The 17,308-nt window shown below is 74.6% G+C and carries 14 protein-coding genes; 6 read left to right on the top strand and 8 right to left on the bottom strand.

Going from position 1 to position 17,308, the window contains the following annotated elements; all coding sequences use genetic code 11:
- Positions 1–2: 2 nt before the first annotated feature.
- From ACFVSN_RS09520 to ACFVSN_RS09510, 3 genes are read left to right on the top strand one after another with little or no spacing between them, the layout of a single operon-like run.
- Complete coding sequence (locus ACFVSN_RS09520; RefSeq protein WP_380436065.1) at positions 3–422, top strand: DUF742 domain-containing protein; 420 nt, start codon at positions 3–5, stop codon at positions 420–422.
- 2 nt (positions 423–424) lie between these two features.
- Positions 425–1,006, top strand: coding sequence for an ATP/GTP-binding protein (locus tag ACFVSN_RS09515; protein WP_380436063.1), 582 nt, complete (start codon positions 425–427; stop codon positions 1,004–1,006).
- 32 nt (positions 1,007–1,038) lie between these two features.
- The gene (locus ACFVSN_RS09510; protein ID WP_387954312.1) at positions 1,039–2,172 is read left to right on the top strand and encodes an FAD-dependent monooxygenase; all 1,134 of its coding nucleotides are present in this window, start codon (positions 1,039–1,041) and stop codon (positions 2,170–2,172) included.
- 60 nt (positions 2,173–2,232) lie between these two features.
- On the opposite strand, the gene ACFVSN_RS09505 is transcribed toward ACFVSN_RS09510, so the two are convergent.
- From ACFVSN_RS09505 to ACFVSN_RS09490, 4 genes are all read right to left on the bottom strand, one after another.
- Positions 2,233–2,994 carry a serine hydrolase gene (locus tag ACFVSN_RS09505; protein ID WP_387954310.1) on the bottom strand — a complete coding sequence of 254 codons (762 nt, stop codon included), beginning with the start codon at positions 2,992–2,994 and terminating at the stop codon, positions 2,233–2,235.
- A 116-nt stretch (positions 2,995–3,110) separates the two neighbouring features.
- A complete protein-coding gene (locus ACFVSN_RS09500; protein WP_387954309.1) occupies positions 3,111–4,655 on the bottom strand; it encodes a hypothetical protein in 1,545 nt (514 codons plus the stop codon).
- A 126-nt stretch (positions 4,656–4,781) separates the two neighbouring features.
- Complete coding sequence (locus ACFVSN_RS09495; RefSeq protein ID WP_387954307.1) at positions 4,782–5,534, bottom strand: leucyl/phenylalanyl-tRNA--protein transferase; 753 nt, start codon at positions 5,532–5,534, stop codon at positions 4,782–4,784.
- A complete protein-coding gene (locus ACFVSN_RS09490; protein ID WP_387954305.1) occupies positions 5,531–8,884 on the bottom strand; it encodes an amino acid adenylation domain-containing protein in 3,354 nt (1,117 codons plus the stop codon). Before ACFVSN_RS09490 ends, ACFVSN_RS09495 begins: the two co-directional genes overlap by 4 nt.
- Positions 8,885–9,117: 233 nt before the next feature.
- Between ACFVSN_RS09490 and ACFVSN_RS09485 the strand changes: the two genes are divergently transcribed.
- Positions 9,118–12,324 (top strand): putative bifunctional diguanylate cyclase/phosphodiesterase, encoded by a 3,207-nt coding sequence (locus tag ACFVSN_RS09485; protein ID WP_380496204.1) that lies wholly within the window; start codon positions 9,118–9,120, stop codon positions 12,322–12,324.
- 22 nt (positions 12,325–12,346) lie between these two features.
- On the opposite strand, the gene ACFVSN_RS09480 is transcribed toward ACFVSN_RS09485, so the two are convergent.
- On the bottom strand, positions 12,347–12,589 hold the full coding sequence (locus ACFVSN_RS09480; RefSeq protein WP_380436049.1) for a helix-turn-helix domain-containing protein: 243 nt from the start codon (positions 12,587–12,589) through the stop codon (positions 12,347–12,349).
- A gap of 288 nt (positions 12,590–12,877) precedes the next feature.
- On the opposite strand from ACFVSN_RS09480, the gene ACFVSN_RS09475 reads away from it, so the two are divergent.
- Positions 12,878–13,573 (top strand): hypothetical protein, encoded by a 696-nt coding sequence (locus ACFVSN_RS09475; RefSeq protein WP_387589374.1) that lies wholly within the window; start codon positions 12,878–12,880, stop codon positions 13,571–13,573.
- Between the two features lie 62 nt (positions 13,574–13,635).
- The gene (locus ACFVSN_RS09470) at positions 13,636–13,803 is read left to right on the top strand and encodes a hypothetical protein (RefSeq protein WP_380436045.1); all 168 of its coding nucleotides are present in this window, start codon (positions 13,636–13,638) and stop codon (positions 13,801–13,803) included.
- Positions 13,804–13,814: 11 nt separating this feature from the next.
- Here ACFVSN_RS09470 and ACFVSN_RS09465 read toward each other — a convergent pair whose 3' ends face one another.
- From ACFVSN_RS09465 to ACFVSN_RS09455, 3 genes are all read right to left on the bottom strand, one after another.
- Complete coding sequence (locus ACFVSN_RS09465) at positions 13,815–14,573, bottom strand: hypothetical protein (protein WP_387954304.1); 759 nt, start codon at positions 14,571–14,573, stop codon at positions 13,815–13,817.
- A 90-nt stretch (positions 14,574–14,663) separates the two neighbouring features.
- On the bottom strand, positions 14,664–15,197 hold the full coding sequence (locus ACFVSN_RS09460; RefSeq protein ID WP_387954303.1) for a PadR family transcriptional regulator: 534 nt from the start codon (positions 15,195–15,197) through the stop codon (positions 14,664–14,666).
- Between the two features lie 27 nt (positions 15,198–15,224).
- A complete protein-coding gene (locus tag ACFVSN_RS09455; protein ID WP_387954301.1) occupies positions 15,225–17,264 on the bottom strand; it encodes an FAD-dependent oxidoreductase in 2,040 nt (679 codons plus the stop codon).
- Positions 17,265–17,308 lie beyond the last annotated feature (44 nt).

Raw genomic sequence — 17,308 nt, 5'->3', positions numbered from 1 at the left:
GGGTGGGCCCGCACTGGAGCGAACTCGACGACGAGGACGACGACTTCGCCGCCGGGACGATGGTGCGCCCGTACACCATCACCCGCGGCCGCACCGCGCCCGAACGCGACGACCTCACCCTGATCACGGTGCTCACCACCGACGAGGAGGAGGCCGCCCGGGCCCTCGCGCGCAGCCGCGGCGGCGTCCGCGCCCTCCAGCCCGAACACCGGGCGATCCTCGACCGCTGCCGCCGCCCGGCCGCGGTCGCCGAGGTGGCGGCCGGCCTGGACCTCCCGGTGTCGGTCACCAAGATCCTGCTCGGCGACCTGATCGCCCAGGGCCTGCTGCGGGCCCGTGCGCCGCTCTCGGTGGCCCGGGCCGCCGGCGGCGCGGACCTCGGCCTGCTCACGGCCGTACGCGAAGGACTCCGGAGACTGTGACCATGGCAACACCCCACCCCGCGGCCCCCGCCGCCGTCAAGATCCTCATCGCGGGCGGCTTCGGCGTCGGCAAGACCACCCTCGTCGGCACGGTCAGCGAGGTCGCCCCGCTGCGCACCGAGGAGTACCTGACCAAGGCCAGCGTCGGCGTCGACGACCTGGCCGGCGTCGACCAGAAGGACACCACGACCGTCGCGCTCGACTTCGGGCGGATCACCGTCAGCCCGGAACTCGTCGTCTACCTGTTCGGCACCCCCGGCCAGGAGCGCTTCTGGTTCATGTGGAACGACCTGGTCAACGGCGCCCTCGGCGGCATCGTCATCGCCGACACCCGGCGGCTGGACACCAGTTTCGCCTCCATCGACTTCTTCGAGAGCCGGGGCATCCCGTTCGTGGTCGCGATCAACTGCTTCCACGGCCACAACACCCGCACCCCCGACGAGATCCGGGCCGCGCTCGACCTCGACCCGCAGGTGCCGATGCTGATCGGCGACGTCCGCGAACGGGCCTTCGGACGGGACCTCCTGCTCGCCCTCGTCGACCACCTGATGGACCTCGCCGGCACCGCCGCCCCCGTCGGCTGATCCGGCTCGCCCTTCACTCCCTGGAGCCCCGCATGACCTCTCCCCTGCGCGTCCTCGTCCACGGCGGCGGCATCGGCGGCCTCACCCTCGCCACCGCCCTCGCCCGGCGCGGCCACCACGTCGACGTCGCCGAACTGCGCGACGGCCTGGAGGCGCTGGGCGTCGGCATCATCCAGCCGTCCAACGCCCTGCACGTGATGCGCGAGATCGGCGTCCTGGACGCCTGCCTGGCCGCCGGCTTCGAGTGGGAGGTGCTGACCATCTGCGACCCGGCCGGCGCCACCCTCGCCCGGATCCCGCAGCCCCGCATGGGCGACGCCCCCGCCAACAACGGCATCCCGCGGCCCGCCCTCGCCGAGCTGCTCGGCGCCGCCGCCACCGCGGCCGGGGCCCGCCTGCGCTTCGGCACGACGATCGCCGAACTCGCCGACGACGCCGACGGGGTGGACGTCACCCTCACCGACGGCCACGGCGGCCGCTACGACCTCGTGGTCGGCTTCGACAGCATCGGCTCGCCGCTGCGCAGGCGCCTGTACGGGGAGAAGTACCCGCCCGAGTACACCGGCTTCGCCAACTGGCGTGTCACGCTGCCGCGTTCGCCCGAGGTACGGGGCGTCGTGATGTCCGCCGGGAACCTGGCGGCCAAGGCGCTGCTCACCCCGATCAGCACCGAACTCATGTACCTGGGCTCGGTGTTCGCCGAGCCCGAGGACTTCCGGCCGGACCCGGAGCGCGCCCACGAGCAGCTCGCCGAGCGCCTGGCCGGCTTCGGCGGCCCCGTCGCCGAAGCCCTTGCCCAGGTCACCGACCCGGCCACGGTGGTCTACTCGCGCATCTCCCAGGTGACCGTCGAGGAGCCCTGGCACATCGGGCGCGTCGCCCTCGCCGGCGACGCCGCCCACGCCAGCACCCCGCACCTCGCCCAGGGCGCGGCCATGGCCGTCGAGGACGCGCTCGTGCTCGCGCTGAGCCTCGACGCCGCCGACTCCGTCGAGGCCGCCCTCACCGCCTGGGAGGAGCGCCGCCGCCCGCGCGCGCTCTGGGTGCAGGCGCTCTCCCGCGCGATCCTCAAGCAGGAGACCGGAACGCCCACGACGCCGGAGGAGGACGAGCTGCTGAAGGTCGGCATCCCGGGCGCGGCGCACGTGCTCGTCAAGCCGTACTGACGACCCGCCGTACTGACGACCCGCCGCGCCGACGGCCCGCCGTACTGACGGCGGTCCGGTTCACGGTCGGGCGGTGACGTCCCGGCGGCGGTCCCAGACCGCCGCCGAGATCCGCGCGACCAACCGGGCCGCCGGGTCGGCGGTGCCGTGGCCGGAGGCGAGCGGGCCGGTGTAGCAGACGGCGATCAGGTAGGGCGGGCAGTCGTCCGGGTAGACGACGCCCACGCTGTGCCGGGCGCCGGTGACCCAGCCGTTCTTGAACGCGATCCGGGTGCCCGGCGGCAGTCCGGCCGCGAGGTCCACCCGGTAGGCGTTGCGCTCCAGGAGGGCCAGCAGCTCGGGCTCGCCGTCCAGGGAGCGCAGGAGCCGGACGAGGTCGCGGGCGGTCACCAGGTTGTCGACACCGGCCTCGCGCGCGGCGGCGTCCTCGATCCCGCGCGGGGTGGCGCTGTGCGTCGCCCCGGCCCGCCGCCAGACCCCGGCCACCGCCTCGGGGCCGACGGCGGCGAGGCACAGGTTGGTGGCGAGGTTGGAGGAGTGGGTGATCATCCGCTCGGCGAGCGTGCGCAGCGGCGCGGTGCCGCCGAGGAGCTCCCAGGGCAGCTGATCGCCGTCGCCGTCACGGGAGTTGGCGAACTCGCCGCCCACCGCCGAGTCGAACCGGTTCACCACGGGCACCTCGGCGTCCAGGTCGACGCCGCTGCGGTGCAGCGCCGCGAGCACGGCGACCTTCATGGTGCTCGCGGCGTAGTGCCGGACGTCCGCCGCGCGCCTGAACACCGGCTCACCGCTCCCCCAGGGAGCCACCACCACAGACAACATCCGGCAAGCGTAGGCCCGGGGGCGGCCGGCGGCGAACAAAAAACAGCTGACAGATAACAGATTTCAAACTCTGTTATCTGTCAGCTGTTATCTGTCACCCGTCAGCTGTCGGTACGTCAGCTGCTCGGGCGCGGGGACGGGAGGGCGGCCGTGCCCGCGAGGAGGGGCCATTCGCGGTGGAAGGGCGGCAGCGGGAGCTTGCCCTCGATGATCGGGGTGCCGAAGATCTTCAGGTGCGCGGTGAGCGCGCCGTTCAGGTCGATGCCGCCGACCACCGACCAGCTGCCCTGCGCCTGCGGGGTGCCGCCCGGGACGTCGGCGCTCAGCGAGCCCTCCGCCTTCGCGCTCAGGTAGGGCGCGACGGTGGTCTCCACGCCGACCGTGTCGTACAGGCCGACGCTGGCCTCGGCGCCGAGCGCGGCGCGGACGCCGGCCTTGCCGTTCAGCCGCAGGTGGACCGGGGAGACCTTGGTGTCGGCGGCGTCGCTGATCGGGGCCCAGCCCTTGCCGCCGGTGTAGTCGGCGCGCACCGACCACGTGCCGGTGGCCTCCTGCTCGGCCTCGACGTGGACCTGGCCGTCGGCGCTGATCTCCAGGTAGCAGGTGAGGCCGAGGTTGACCACGACGGGCAGGCCCGCGACGGTCAGCACCGGGCTCGCCTGGAGCTTGGCGAACGGCAGCCGCACGGGCGCCGCGCCGGTGCTGCGGGCGAGGTCGCCGGTGACCTTCCAGTGGGCGTTGGCCCCGAGGTCGAAGCCGATGGACGCCGTGCGCGGGCTGCCCGCGGCGGCTCCGTGGTAGGCGAAGTGGACGGCGGGGTGCAGCTGGAGGGAGCCGGTCGCCGCCACGCTCGCGCCCTCGGGCAGCGGAATCGGGGCGTTGACGTCGACCTCCAGCGTGCCGGAGGCGTCGGCCTGCACGCCGCCGGAGCCGGCGCCGACGGTCGCCTTGAGGTCCTTGACCAGCGGCGTCACCTTGATGCCATGCGGGTCGACGGCGACCTTGCCGTCCGCCTCGGTGCCGCCGAGCAGTTCGGCGAGCGTGGCCGGGCGGGTGGCGAGCTTGATGCTGTCGCCGGCGCCGGGCTGGACGCCGGTGACGGCGACGAGCGCGCCCTGGGGCGCGGCGGCGGTCGGCGGGCTGGCGATCAGCGCGCCGGGCTGCACGGCGGCGGCGGTCGCGGACGCGCTCGGCGAAGCCTTCGACGGCGCGGCCGACGGGGCGCTCGGGCTCGCGGTCGGCGCGGCCGTGCCCGGGGCTGCCGTGCCCGGGGCGGCCGACAGGACGGCCGTGCCGCCGGCCGGGTCGTACGCCGTGAGCTGGAGGTTCTTCGCGGTGGCGGTGACGGCGCCACCGTCCTTGCCCGGCGTGCCGATGGCGGCCTGCTGGGCTCCGGCGGGGGCCGCCGCGACGGTCGCGGCCGCCGTCGGGCGCCCGGTGGGCGCGGCGGCGGCCGTGGTGGCGCGGGCGCGCGGGGCGCCGGAGGTCGGGGCGACACCGGCCGGACCGGTGTCGGTCGCCGTGGCGGCGACGGGGGTAGCGGCCGGCTCGGTGGCGGCCTGGGGAGTACCGGTGGACGTCGGCCCGCACGCGGCGACCCCGGTCAGGACGAGGGTGAGGAGGGCGGGGCGGACGGCCCTGCCTATCGAGCTATTGAACACGCGGCGCCATGTTACTGACGGGGAATAATTTTGTCGAAGACAGGCCAAGTCGGGTAAGGGGCCACTGGTTCGGCGGGCGGCTCAGCCCAGCCGGGCCCAGCCCGGCTCAGCCCAGCCGAGCCCACCTCAGCCCAGCCGGGCCGCCGGCAGCCGGTCGGTGTCCAGCGGGCGGAGGTCCGCGGGCGCCGCGAGTTCCTCCAGGTAGTCGGTACGGGGCAGCGGCACTGCGCCGAGACTGCGCACGTGCGGGCCGTCCCACTGCGCGTCGAGGAGCCGGCCCCCGGCGGCGGTGAAGCGGGCGGCGAGGTCGGCGACGGCGACGCGGGCCGCGTCGGGCCGGCGGTGGAACATCGAGTCGAGGCTGAGGACGGGCCCGGCGGCGACGCCGAAGACCCCGCCGATCAGCTCCTCCCCCTCCCACACCTCGCCGCTGTGGGCGGCGCCGAGCGCGTGCAGCCCGGCCAGGCCGTCGAGCAACTCGGCGACCAGCCAGGCCGGTTGGCGCCCCTCGGCGCACCGCGCGAGGACCTCGCCGAAGGCCAGGTCGGCGCTGGTCCACCACCCGAGCCGGTTGCGCAGCCGGCGCGCGAGCCGCTGCCCGAGCCGGACCCCGCCGGGCCGGATGACGGGCCGGGGGTCGGGCGACCACCAGGCGACGGCGTACGGGTCGTCGCCGCCGAGCAGAGCGATCTCCCCCGCCTCGACGGCCTCCTCGAACCGCGCCTCGTTGTAAGCGATCGCGAACTCGTCGGCGGCCGGCAGGGGGAAGAGCCCGCACCGGTAGGCGGCGAGGATCTCCTCGGCCCCGAGCCCCGCCCCGAACGCCACCGGCCCGTCGCCGGGCGCGGCCCGCAGGTCCACCCCGGCGAAGGCGTTCACGCTCCCGCCCCCAGGTACCCGTCCGCCTCCAGCTGCCCGAGGTAGAGGTCGAGCAGTTCGGCGTCCACCGCCGGGAGCCGGATGCCGCTGCCCGCCAGCGCCGCCTCGGTGTGCGTCCGGTCGAAGCGCGGGAAGGTCGGCTGGAAGTACATCTCGCTGATCGACATCGCCGCTCCCGGGGCCCGGTCGACGAACAGCGGGACGAACGGGGCGATCGGGTGGGTCGGGTGCGCGGCGGCGTACCGGACGAGGCCCTGCACCCAGTCCCGGTACGGTATCGGGGCCACGGGGTAGCCGCGCACCCGGAGCCGTTCGGCGAGGTCGGAGAGGTCGGCGGGCAGGGGCGAGGTCACGTGGTACACCTCGCCGTCGGCGGGCGCGTGGGCGGCGATGTGGACGACCGCGCGGGCGAAGCGGTCGGCGGGGACGTAGTCGAGCGCGAGCCGCACGTCGGGGCAGGTGCCGCTGTCCGCCATGTACTTGATGAGCGCGCACATCTCCGTCCCGTGGTTCATGACGCCGGTCGCCAGGTCCCCGGTGACATCGTTGGTGCGCAGCACGGTGACGGGCAGTCCGGCCGCGGCGGCGTTGTGCAGCAGCTGTTCGGCCACCCACTTGCTCTCCACGTACCCAACGCCCAGCCGGTCCGGGTGCGCGAGCGGCGTCCGCTCGGTGACCTCGCGGATGCCGGCCGCGCCGAACCCGGCGATGACGGCGAGCGTGGAGAGGTAGTGCACGGGCACGCCCCGGCTGAGCCCGGCGAGGCGGACGACCTCGCGGGTGCCGCCGACGTTGGGGCCGCGCAGCTGGTGGTAGGGGTAGATGAAGTTGACCTGCCCGCCGAGGTGGTGGACGGCGTCCAGGTTCTGCGCCATCCAGTCGAACTGACGCTGCGTCAGGCCGAGCAGTGGTTCGCCGAGGTCGCCGACCACCGGCACGACCCGGGCGTCCGCCAGGTCGTGGCGCAGGAAGCGCTGCTGGGTGGCGCGCAGCCGTTCGAGGGCGTGTTCCTCGTCGGGGGCGCGGACCAGGCAGTGGATGCGGGCGCCGGTGGTGGCGAGCAGGGCGTTCAGCAGGTGGGCGCCGCAGAAGCCGGTGGCGCCGGTGAGCAGGATCTCGGCGGGTTCGGCGCGGCAGGGCGCGGGGCGCCAGGACTGGCCGACGGGGTGGCCGAGTTCGGCCTCGGCGGCCCAGTCGACGGCGGTCTCGCGGGAGCCGGTGCCGCCGGCCCGCGCGTCCCGTACGGCGGTGGCGAAGGCGCGCAGCGTGGCGTCGCGCAGGAGGGCGCGGGTGAGGGCGCGGATGCGGGTGACGTCGATGCCGAAGACGAGGCGGGCGCGGGCGAGCATCTCCATGGCGAGCAGGGAGGTGCCGCCGAGGGCGAAGAAGTCGTCGGCGGGGTGGACGAGTTCGACGTCGAGCAGTTCGGCCCACAGGTGTCCGACGGCGTCCTCGACCGCGCCGGCGGCGCCCGGCCCGGCGCCCGTTCCGGGGCTCGCGACGGCACCCGCGGTGGAGTTCGTGACGGCGCCGCCGGTGACGGAGCTCGTGGTGGAGCTCCGGCCGGCCCCGCGCGCCTGCGGCTCGGCCTGCGGGAGGCGGCGACGGTCGATCTTGCCGGCCGGGGTGAGCGGCATGGCGTCCAGCGGCACGAAGGAGGCCGGGACCATGTACGCGGGCAGCCGCTCGGCCAGGTAGGCGCGGAGGCCGTCGCGGCGCCCGCCGTCGGCGGCGGCGTGCTCGGCGAGCGTGTAGTAGGCGGTGAGGCGGCGGGGGCCGCCGGCCGGGTCGCCGTCGGCGGCGACCCGGGCCTGCCGGACGTCGGGGTGGCCGGCCAGGACGGCCTCGATCTCCGCCGGGTCGACCCGGTAGCCGTGCACCTTGACCTGGTCGTCGAAGCGGCCGAGGATCTCCAGTTGCCCGTCGGCCCGCCAGCGTCCGGCGTCGCCGGTGCGGTACATCCGCTCGCCGGGGACGGCGGCGTACGGGTCGGGCAGGAACGATTCTGCGGTGAGCCCGGGGGCCCGCCAGTAACCGCGGGCGAGGCCGGGCCCGCCGAGGTGGATCTCGCCCTTCTCGCCGGGCCGCACGGGGCTCATCCGGGCGTCGAGGACGTGCACCCGCACGCCCGGCAGCGGCCGGCCGATCGGTACCGGCGCCGCCGCCGCGGCCGCGCCGCCGTCCAGCACCGCGGGCGTCACCTCGCACAGCGTGGAGGTGACGGCCGCCTCGGTGACGCCGTACGCGTTGACCAGCCGGACGCCGGGCAGCCGCTCCAGGCAGGTGCGGCAGTCGTCGGCGTGCACGACGTCCCCGCCGACGACGAGCAGCCGCAGCGCCCGCGGCCCCGGCCCGCCGGCGGGGAGCAGCGCGAGCACGTGGTGCCAGTAGGCGGGGGTGAGGTCGGCGACGGCGAGGCCGAGTTCGCGCAGCCGGGCGACGAGTTCGAAGGGCGCCCAGGTGCGGCTGCCGCCGAGGACGAGGGTGGCGCCGGAGAGCAGGGCGGCGAGCACCTGTTCGAGGGCGGTGTCGAAACCGAGCGCGGCGAGCTGCAGGACGCGGTCGCCGGGGGTGAGGCCGTAGGCGTGGATGACGCGGTCGAGCGTGAAGACGAGCGAACGGTGCGTGACCGGGACGCCCTTCGGGGTGCCGGTGGTGCCGGAGGTGTAGATCAGGTAGGCGAGGTCGTCGGGGGCCGCGGCGTCGGGTACGGGGCCCTGCGCCGCCGGGCCGTCCACCGGGACGGTCTCCACCCCCGGCACGGCGCCGATCCCCACCCGTGCCCCGCAGTCCTCGACGAGCCGGGCCTGCCGCCGCTCCGGGTTGGCCGGGTCCAGCGGCAGGAAGGCCCCACCCGCCTTGAGCACCCCCAGCCACGCGACGACCAGGTCCGCGCCGCGCGGCAGGCAGACCGGCACGACCCGCTCCGCCCCGACGCCGCGGGCCTGCAGCGCGGCCGCCAGCCGGTCGCTGCGCCGGTCCAGTTCGCGGTAACTCAGCGTGGTGTCGTCGGCGATCACCGCGACCGCCTCCGGGTCGTGCGCGGCCCGCGCCCGGAACAGCCCGTGCACGGTGCCCGCGAAGCCGGCGGGCGGCCGGGCGGCGGTGGCCTCATGGCCTCCCGGCCGCCCTGAGGCCGCGAACCCGAGGTCGTCCGGCCGCCATTCCCGCTCGACGTGCGCACGGCACTCGGCCCGACCGGCCGGCCCGAAGACGCGCCGCCAGCCGCCCGGAACCGTCAAGTCGCCGGGCCAGATCGCATACTGACCGTTGTCATTACGGACCACGGCGTGACGGCCGGGGCCCGCTTCCTTCGGTGCGCCCTGTGCGCTGTCGACTGCGTCGTCCACCGGCTTGACCTCGTGGTGTGGCGGCAGAATGCTGGGAGGTGCGACATTTCCGACTATACGCACTCACGGCACATTGGGAACGTCCGGTGGCGATCCGCCGGAAGTCCCGGCACCGGACGGGACCGGGCGCCCCAGGACCGGACGCCCGGCGACCGGGCGTCCGGCGACACGCGCGCCCCCGTCACGCGCTCCCGCCCGAGCGGCGGGGTGAAGTCGCGGAGGAGGTAGCCTCGTTGACACGCCGGCGACAACGCCTGATGGTCGGTTACCTGCTGTGGATGGTGGCCTTCGTCTCGGCCTACTACTCCGACCCCTCGCAGCGGATCGTCTGGTGGACGGGCATCGGGCTGGGCGGCGTGGCCGCCATCGTCATCGGTGTCCGCCTCAACCGCCCGTCCCACGCGCTGCCCTGGTACCTGCTGGCGCTCGCGAACCTCAGCTTCACCGCGGGCGAGGTCGTCCAGGCCGTCCAGTTGCAGATCCTGCACCTGAACAACCCGTTCCCGTCGGTGGCCGACGGCTTCTACCTCGCCGAGTTCGTGCTGTACGCGGCCGGCGTGCTGGGCTTCATCCGCTGGCGGACGGCCCATCAGGACCGCGCGGGCCTGCTGGACGCCCTGATCCTCACCATGGGCCTCGCCCTGCTCTCCTGGATCTACCTGATCCTCCCGTACGCCCGGAACGCCGACCTCGACTGGTTCCCGAAGGCCGTCTCCATCGCCTACCCGCTCGGCGACGTCGTCGTGCTAGCCCTGCTGCTGCGCCTGCTGACCCCGCGCGGCGGCAACAGCCGCTCCCTGCAACTGCTCACCGTCGGCACGCTCGGCATCCTGACCTCGGACGTCCTGTACGGGCTGATCCAGTTGCACGGCACCTGGCGCATCGGCGGGCCGGTCGAACTCGGCTGGGCCGCCTTCTACACCGCGTGGGGCGCCGCCGCGCTGCACCCGTCCATGGTCGAGCTGACCCGGCCGGTGCCCACCCAGCAGCCCGACCTCGGGCGCGGCCGGCTCGCGCTGCTCACGCTCGCCTCGCTGATCGCCCCGGCGATCCTGATCATCGAGTCGCTGAACGGCAACACCAGCAACGCGGGCGTGATCGGCGCCTTCTCCGCCCTGCTCTACCTCCTGGTCCTGGCCCGCCTCGCGGTCGTCGTGGTGGCCCGCCGGCAGGCCGTCGGCCGCGAGCGCGCACTGCGCGTGGCCGGGGCCTCGCTCACCGCCGCCGTCACCGTCGAGGAGGTCGCCGACGCCGTCCAGGCCGCCGCCTCCACCCTGATGCCCGCCGAGGCCGGGCACGTCGCGCTGCTCGCCGTCACCGAGGGCGGCGTCCTGCACGTCCGGCACGCCGAGCGCGGCGCGGCCCGGCACACCGCCGCGGAGCACCCCGGGGGCCCGGACGAGGTGCTGGCGCTCGCCGCCTACCGCGAGACCCGCCTCCTGCCGGTCGAGGACATCGGCAGCGGCCTCGCCACCCGCCCCGACGGCATGCCCTCCGCGCTCCTGTGCCCGCTCACCCTCGCCGAACGCCCCTCCGGCGACCCGCTGATCGGCGCGCTCATCGTCACCGGCACCGAGCAGGAGCTCACCAGCCTGTGGGGCTCGCTGGAGATCCTCGCCGCCCAGGCGGCCCTGGCCGTCGAGCGCGTCATGCTGAGCCGGGAGATCATCCGCCGCAACAGCGAGCTGTACTTCCGCACCCTCGTGCAGAACGCGAGCGACGTCATCCTGATCCTCGACGCCGACGACGGCATCCGCTACGCCTCGTCCTCGGCCGAGCGCGTCCTCGGCTACCCGGACCTGGAGGGCACCCAGTTCACCGAGCTCGTGCCGCCGGAGGACAGCCGGGCCGTCGGCAAGGCGCTGGCCCGCATGCGCGGGCCCGCCGACCGGTCGGGGGCACCGGAGCACGCCGGCGACCGGCCCCGCGAAGCCCACCGCGAGCAGCAGCGCGACCACCACTGGCGGCTGCTGCGCACCGACCGCACCCCCATCGAGGCCGAGGTCCGCCACACCGACCTCCGCAGCGACCCGACCGTCGGCGGTCTGGTGCTCACCCTGCGTGACGTCACCGACCAGCGCCGCATGGAGCGCGAGCTCACCCACCGCGCCTTCCACGACTCGCTCACCGGCCTCGCCAACCGCGTCCTGTTCCTGGACCGGGTCGGCCACGCGCTGTCGCGCGGCGAGCGCAGCGGCGCCGTCACCGGGGTCCTGTTCATCGACCTCGACGACTTCAAGGTGGTCAACGACACCCAGGGCCACGCGGTGGGCGACGAACTGCTGGTCGCCGTCTCGCTGCGGGTCTCCACGGCGCTGCGCTCCTCCGACACCGCGGCGCGCCTCGGCGGCGACGAGTTCGCGGTGCTGGTGGAGGACGTGCTGCGCCCGGACGACGTCGACGCGATCGCCGAGGGCGTGCTGTCGGTGTTCGCCGAGCCGTTCAAACTGAGCGCGGGCTCGGTGCGGGTGACGGCGAGCATCGGCGTGGCGACGACCGAGGACAGCGTGGACGCCGCCGAGCTGCTCACCCACGCCGACCTCGCGCTCTACTCGGCGAAGGCGGCCGGGCGCCGCCAGTCCTGCCACTACCAGCCGGCCTTCCAGGCCGGGCTGGTGGAGCGGCACGAGCTGAACGAGAACCTGGACACCGCGATCGCCGAGTCCGCGTTCAAGCTGTACTACCAGCCGATCGTCGACCTGCGCACCGGCGACCTGGTCTCCTTCGAGGCCCTGGTCCGCTGGCCGCACGACCGGCGCGGCATGGTGCTGCCCGACGAGTTCATCGCCCTCGCGGAGGAGAGCGGCCAGATCGTTCCGCTCGGCGCGTGGGTCCTCGAACGCGCCGCCCAGGAGGCCGCCGCGTGGCACGCGGTGAGCTCCGCCGCCCGCGCCGCCACCGGGCGGCCGCCGCTGCGCGTCAACGTCAACGTCTCCGCCCGGCAATTCCGCGACGCGGGCTTCGTCGACGTCGTGCGGCACGCGGTCGCGACCTCCGGGATCGACCCGCGCACGCTCGTCCTGGAGCTCACCGAGTCGGTGCTGATGCGCCGCGACGAGCGCGTCCACGACGACATGACCACCCTCTCCGGTCTCGGCGTCGGCATCGCCATCGACGACTTCGGGACGGGCTACTCCTCGCTGTCCTACCTGCGCGAGTTCCCCATCTCGATCCTGAAGATCGACAAGTCGTTCATCGACGGCCTCGGCTCCTCGCAGCAGCAGTACGCCCTCGTCGAGGGCATCGCCCGGATCGCCGACACGCTCGGCGTCCAGGTGATCGCCGAGGGCATCGAGCACCCCGAACAGCGCGACCTGCTCGCCGCCATGGGCTGCCCGCTCGGCCAGGGCTACCTCTTCGCCCACCCGCTCACCTCCGAGCAGGCGCGAGCGCTCGTGCGCACGACGACGAACGAGCCTGCGCAGCCGGGAGCCCGCTAGGACACTCCCGAGCGCCACGGCACTAGGCGGTGAACGCGGTGCGCAGCGCTGCGGCGAGGGCGGTCAGGAGCGGCAGGGTCGGCGCGGCGTGGCCGGCCTCGATCGCACGGATCTGACGCGCCGTCAACTTCGTTTGCTCCGCCAGGTCTTCGACGGAGATCCCGAGGGCGGTGCGGCGCTCGCGGACCGCGTGGGCGAGGTCTGCGGCCGGGTCGCCGGCCGGGTGGGCGGGGAAGTCCTCGATCGGGCGTCTCGGCTTGCTCACGGCGTCTCCTCGTCGGCACGCGTCGTCGGCACGCGCACGCGCGGCGGTTTGGCGCACAGCGTGGCACACCCCCGGGTCCGGGCGTTCGAAGCGGCGGTCAAGAATTCTTGACCACCGCTTGGGAGTTCGGGCACTTGACGGCCCGGCCGCTTCCGCCGAGCGGATCACGGGCGGCCCCGGAACCGCGCGACGCCACCCGGCCGCCGACGCGCCCCCGGGCGCCGTACCCGTCGCCGCCAGTGCGCCCTTACTGTGGCAGAACGGGCTGCGTGCGCTCAGGAGGCCACTGTGGACGGGGAGTTGCTCTGCGGGGAGACGTACGCCGACGGCTGCGGGCGGGCGCTCGCCGCGCCCGCCTGGTGCCATGAGGGCGAACGCCCGGCCCTGCGGGACGGCCTGCCCGACGAGGTGCTGCGCACCCTGGCGGCGAGCACCTCGTCGGCCGTCCGCCTCGCCGTCGCCCGGTACGCGACCGCACCGGCCGACGTCGTCGACCGGCTCGCCACCGACCGCCACGAGGCCGTCCGCGTCCACGCGGTGACCCGCACCCGCTCCGAACGCGCCCTGTACCAGGCCGCCCTGCGCGGCAGCCGGCCGGTGCGCAACGCCGCCGCAGGCAACCCGCACACCCCCGCCGCCGCGCTCCAGCGCCTCGGCGGCGACCCGGACGTGGAGGTGCGGATCTCGGTCGTCACCAACCCGGCCGCCCCGCCCGCACTCGTCGACGCGGCCGTCCGCGACCCCCACCGGTACGTCCGCTGGTGGGCCCTCGCCCACACCACGGACGCCGCCCTCCTCCGCACCGCCGCGGCCTCCGCCTACCGGCGCGAACGCGAGTGGGGCGCCGGCAACCCGCACTGCCCGCCCGATGTCCTGGCCAGGCTCGCCCGCGACCGCAGCCCGCGCGTCCGCGCCCGGGTCGCCGCCAACCCGGCCTGCCCCGCCCACCTGCGCCTCCAACTGGCCGAGGACGCCGACCGGTAGAGGTCCGCTCCCGGCCGATCCGAAAGACACGCCCCGGTGCCGTGGCCGGATAGGCTCAGCCCATGCTGCTCCGGCACCTCATCGGCTGGCCGATCTTCCTCGTCGGCCTGGGCCTCCTCGCCCACTCCCGCAACGTCCCCCGCGCGAAGACGGCCGCCGGCGGCAGCGACTGGCGCTGGGCCCTGCCCGGGTTCGTCGTCGCCATGGCCGGAATGGTCGTCATCGGCTGAGCGCCGCCGGCTCAGACCGCCGCGGGCTGGGTGCCGGACGTGCCGCCGGACCGGGTGGTCGTGGGCAGGGTCGGGGGCGCGGTGCTGCCGGCCGTGGAACCGAGGGTGCGTTCGGCCTTGGCCACGGCGGTGCGGTACTGGAAAGACGCCTCCTGGGAGCCCGCGTCCTGGCGCTGGAAGAAACCGAAGACCATCGCGACCGTGCCGAAGCGCTCGATGCCGATGTAGGCGTTGAGCTGGACGCCGGCCAGGGTGCCGTCGAGGCGGACGGCGGGGGCGTCGGGGCGGTCGCCGAGGGTCACGGGGGCGACGGTGAAGCTCACCGAGTCCTCGGTGCCCGCGTTGAAGGTGATCTGGTGGCAGGTGCGGAACGCGTCGGTGGCGGTGTTGAAGTCGGTGGTGAGCTTGCCCGCGTCCTCGGCGGTGAGGTTCTCGGTCACCATCGGGTTGCCGTCCTCGCCGTCGAGTTCGGCCTCGACGTGCGGGCTCCCGGGCGTCGGGGTGGCGTCCGCGTGCATGTTGATGAGCGCGCTGAGGGCGTCGCAGCCGCTGGCCGGGGAGGGGTTCTCGCCGGGGGCGGGGCTGCTGGTGGTGGGGACCTCGGTGTAGCCGGGGCCGACGTCGTCGACGGTGAGCAGCGCCGCCTTGAGCTGGTCGGCCGTGGGGAGGTCCTGCGCCGGCGCCGCGGCGGCCACGTGGGCCGGGCCTAAGACGACCGCCGCGACGAGCGCTGCGGCGGTGAGGGCGTGGAGCGGCCTGGAGTGAGACATGCGGGCCCCCGGTCGAGAGTTCGGGCAGGGACAGGCCACCAGTGTCCCACCGGGGTCGGCGGGGAGCGCGCGGGGACGGAAAGCCGCAGGTCAGTCGGCCGGCAGCGCGTCCAGGGTCGCGGTGAGCCACTCCACCCAGAACGTCTCCAGACCGATGCCGGCCCGCAGCACGGCGTGCTGGAGCCGGTTCTCGTCGTCGGCGCGTTCGGCCGGGAAGTCGTGCTGCTCGATCCGCAGGTAGTCGGCCAACTGCGCCTGGTGAAGGGCGAGATGCCGCCGGAGCTCGGCGTCGAGACCGGCGGAGCCGACGACGGCCGCGGCGCGCAGCCGCAGCAGCAGCGGTTCGCGGACGGCCCGCGGGTCGGAGCCCTCGGCCGTCCAGCGTCCGAGCTCGGCGCGGCCGGCCGCCAGCACCTCGTACTCCTTCTTCTGGCCGCGGGCCGGGCCGGCCTGTGGGAGGGCCCGGATGTGTCCGGAGGCCTCCAGCCGGCCCAGCTCGCGGTAGATCTGCTGGTGGGTCGCGGGCCAGAAGAAACCGATCGACTTGTCGAAGCGCCTGGTCAGCTCCAGTCCCGAGGAGGGTCTCTCCAGCAGGGCGGTGAGGATGGCGTGGGGCAGCGACATGCGGTCGATCCTAGGGGCCGTTCGCGACTACAGCGCCGCCGCCAGCTCGGTGCCCTGCTTGATGGCCCGCTTGGCGTCGAGTTCGGCGGCCACGTCGGCGCCGCCGATCAGGTGCGGGGTGCGGCCGAGGGCGCGCAGCTCGGCGTCGAGGTCGCGGCGCGGTTCCTGGCCGGTGCAGAGCACGACGGTGTCGACGGGCAGGAGCTGGCGCTCGCCGTCGATGGTGACGTGCAGTCCGGCGTCGTCGATGAGGTCGTAGGTGACGCCGGCGACCATCGTGACGCCGCGGTGCTTGAGTTCGGTGCGGTGGATCCAGCCGGTGGTCTTGCCGAGTCCGGCGCCGACCTTGGTGGTCTTGCGCTGGAGCAGGTGCACCTGGCGCGGGGGCTTGGGCTGCTCGGGCCGGCGCAGGCCGCCGCGCTCCCGGTACTCCGCGTCGATGCCCCACTTGGCCTGGAAGGCGGGCGGGTTGAGGCTGGCGGCGTCGCCCTGGTCGGTGAGGTACTCGGCGACGTCGAAGCCGATGCCGCCGGCGCCGAGGATCGCGACGCGCTCGCCGACGTGGGCGCCGTCGCGCAGGACGTCGAGGTAGCCGACCACGCTGGGGTGGTCGACGCCGGGGAGGTCGGCGGGGGTGCGGGGGGTGACGCCGGTGGCGAGGACGATCTCGTCGAAGCCCTCGGCGGTGAGCTGTTCGGCGGTGACGACGGCGCCGAGGCGCTGGGTGACGCCCAGCTCGGCCAGCCGGGTGCGGTAGTAGCGCAGCGTCTCGTCGAACTCCTCCTTGCCGGGGATGCGGCGGGCGATGTTCAGCTGCCCGCCGATCGCGTCGGCCGCGTCGAACAGCGTGACGTCGTGGCCGCGTTCGGCGGCGGAGACGGTGAACGCGAGCCCGGCCGGGCCGGCCCCGACGACGCCGATGCGCTTGCGGAGCTTGGTCGGCGAGAGCACGAGCTCGGTCTCGTGGCAGGCGCGCGGGTTGACCAGGCAGGAGGTGATCTGGAGGTTGAAGGTGTGGTCGAGGCAGGCCTGGTTGCAGCCGATGCAGGTGTTGATGGAGTCGGCGCGGTCGTCGGCGGCCTTGGCGACGAAGTCGGCGTCGGCAAGCAGCGGGCGGGCCATCGACACCAGGTCGGCGTAGCCGTCGGCGAGCAGTTGCTCGCCGATCTCCGGGGTGTTGATGCGGTTGGTGGTGACGAGCGGGATGCCGACCGAGCCCATCACCTTCTTGGTGACCCACGCGAAGCCGCCGCGCGGCACCGAGGTGGCGATGGTGGGGATGCGGGCCTCGTGCCAGCCGATGCCGGTGTTGATGATGCTCGCGCCGGCCGCCTCGACGGCCTGGGCGAGCTGCACGACCTCGGCGAGGGTGGAGCCGCCGGGCACGAGGTCGAGCATGGAGAGGCGGTAGACGATGATGAAGTCCTCGCCGACCCGCTCGCGGACCCGGCGGACGATCTCGACCGGGAAGCGCATCCGCCGCTCGTACGGCCCGCCCCACTCGTCCTCGCGCCGGTTGGTGGCCGCGACGACGAACTCGTTGATCAGGTAGCCCTCGGAGCCCATGATCTCGACGCCGTCGTAGCCGGCGCGGCGGGCGAGCTCGGCGCAGCGCACGAAGTCCTCGACGGTCTGCTCGACCTGCTCGGCGGTGAGCGCGTTCGGGACGAACGGGCTGATCGGCGCCTGGAGCGCGCTGGGGGCGACGAGGTCGCGGTGGTAGGCGTAGCGGCCGAAGTGGAGGATCTGCATCGCGATCCTGCCGCCGGCCGCGTGCACGGCGTCGGTGACGACGCGGTGCTTGTCCGCTTCCTCCTCGGTGGTGAGCATCGCGCCGCCCTCCCAGGGGCGCCCGGCCTCGTTGGGGGCGATGCCGCCGGTGACGATCAGGCCGACGCCGCCGCGGGCGCGCTCGGCGTAGAAGGCGGCCATGCGGTCGAAGCCGTCGGGGGCCTCCTCCAGGCCGACGTGCATCGAGCCCATCACCACGCGGTTGGGCAGGGTGGTGAAGCCGAGGTCGAGCGGGCTGAGCAGGTGGGGGTAGGGGCTGCCGGGCGTGGCGCTCATCGACGTCTCCTGGAGGGCGGGGGTGCTCTGGTTACCGCAGGGTA

Source organism: Kitasatospora sp. NPDC057904 (assembly GCF_042887925.1).
Lineage (GTDB): Bacteria > Actinomycetota > Actinomycetes > Streptomycetales > Streptomycetaceae > Kitasatospora.
Note: the sequence above shows the minus strand (reverse complement) of the source record. Positions and strands in the feature narration are given on the sequence as shown.

Bases quoted from the DNA above. Each gene is read 5' to 3' on its own strand.
- ACFVSN_RS09455 (WP_387954301.1), bottom strand. From the start codon at position 17,264: ATGAGCGCCACGCCCGGCAGCCCCTACCCCCACCTGCTCAGCCCGCTC.
- ACFVSN_RS09505 (WP_387954310.1), bottom strand. From the start codon at position 2,994: ATGTTGTCTGTGGTGGTGGCTCCCTGGGGGAGCGGTGAGCCGGTGTTC.
- ACFVSN_RS09515 (WP_380436063.1), top strand. From the start codon at position 425: ATGGCAACACCCCACCCCGCGGCCCCCGCCGCCGTCAAGATCCTCATC.
- ACFVSN_RS09460 (WP_387954303.1), bottom strand. From the start codon at position 15,197: ATGTCGCTGCCCCACGCCATCCTCACCGCCCTGCTGGAGAGACCCTCC.
- ACFVSN_RS09465 (WP_387954304.1), bottom strand. From the start codon at position 14,573: ATGTCTCACTCCAGGCCGCTCCACGCCCTCACCGCCGCAGCGCTCGTC.
- ACFVSN_RS09470 (WP_380436045.1), top strand. From the start codon at position 13,636: ATGCTGCTCCGGCACCTCATCGGCTGGCCGATCTTCCTCGTCGGCCTG.
- ACFVSN_RS09510 (WP_387954312.1), top strand. From the start codon at position 1,039: ATGACCTCTCCCCTGCGCGTCCTCGTCCACGGCGGCGGCATCGGCGGC.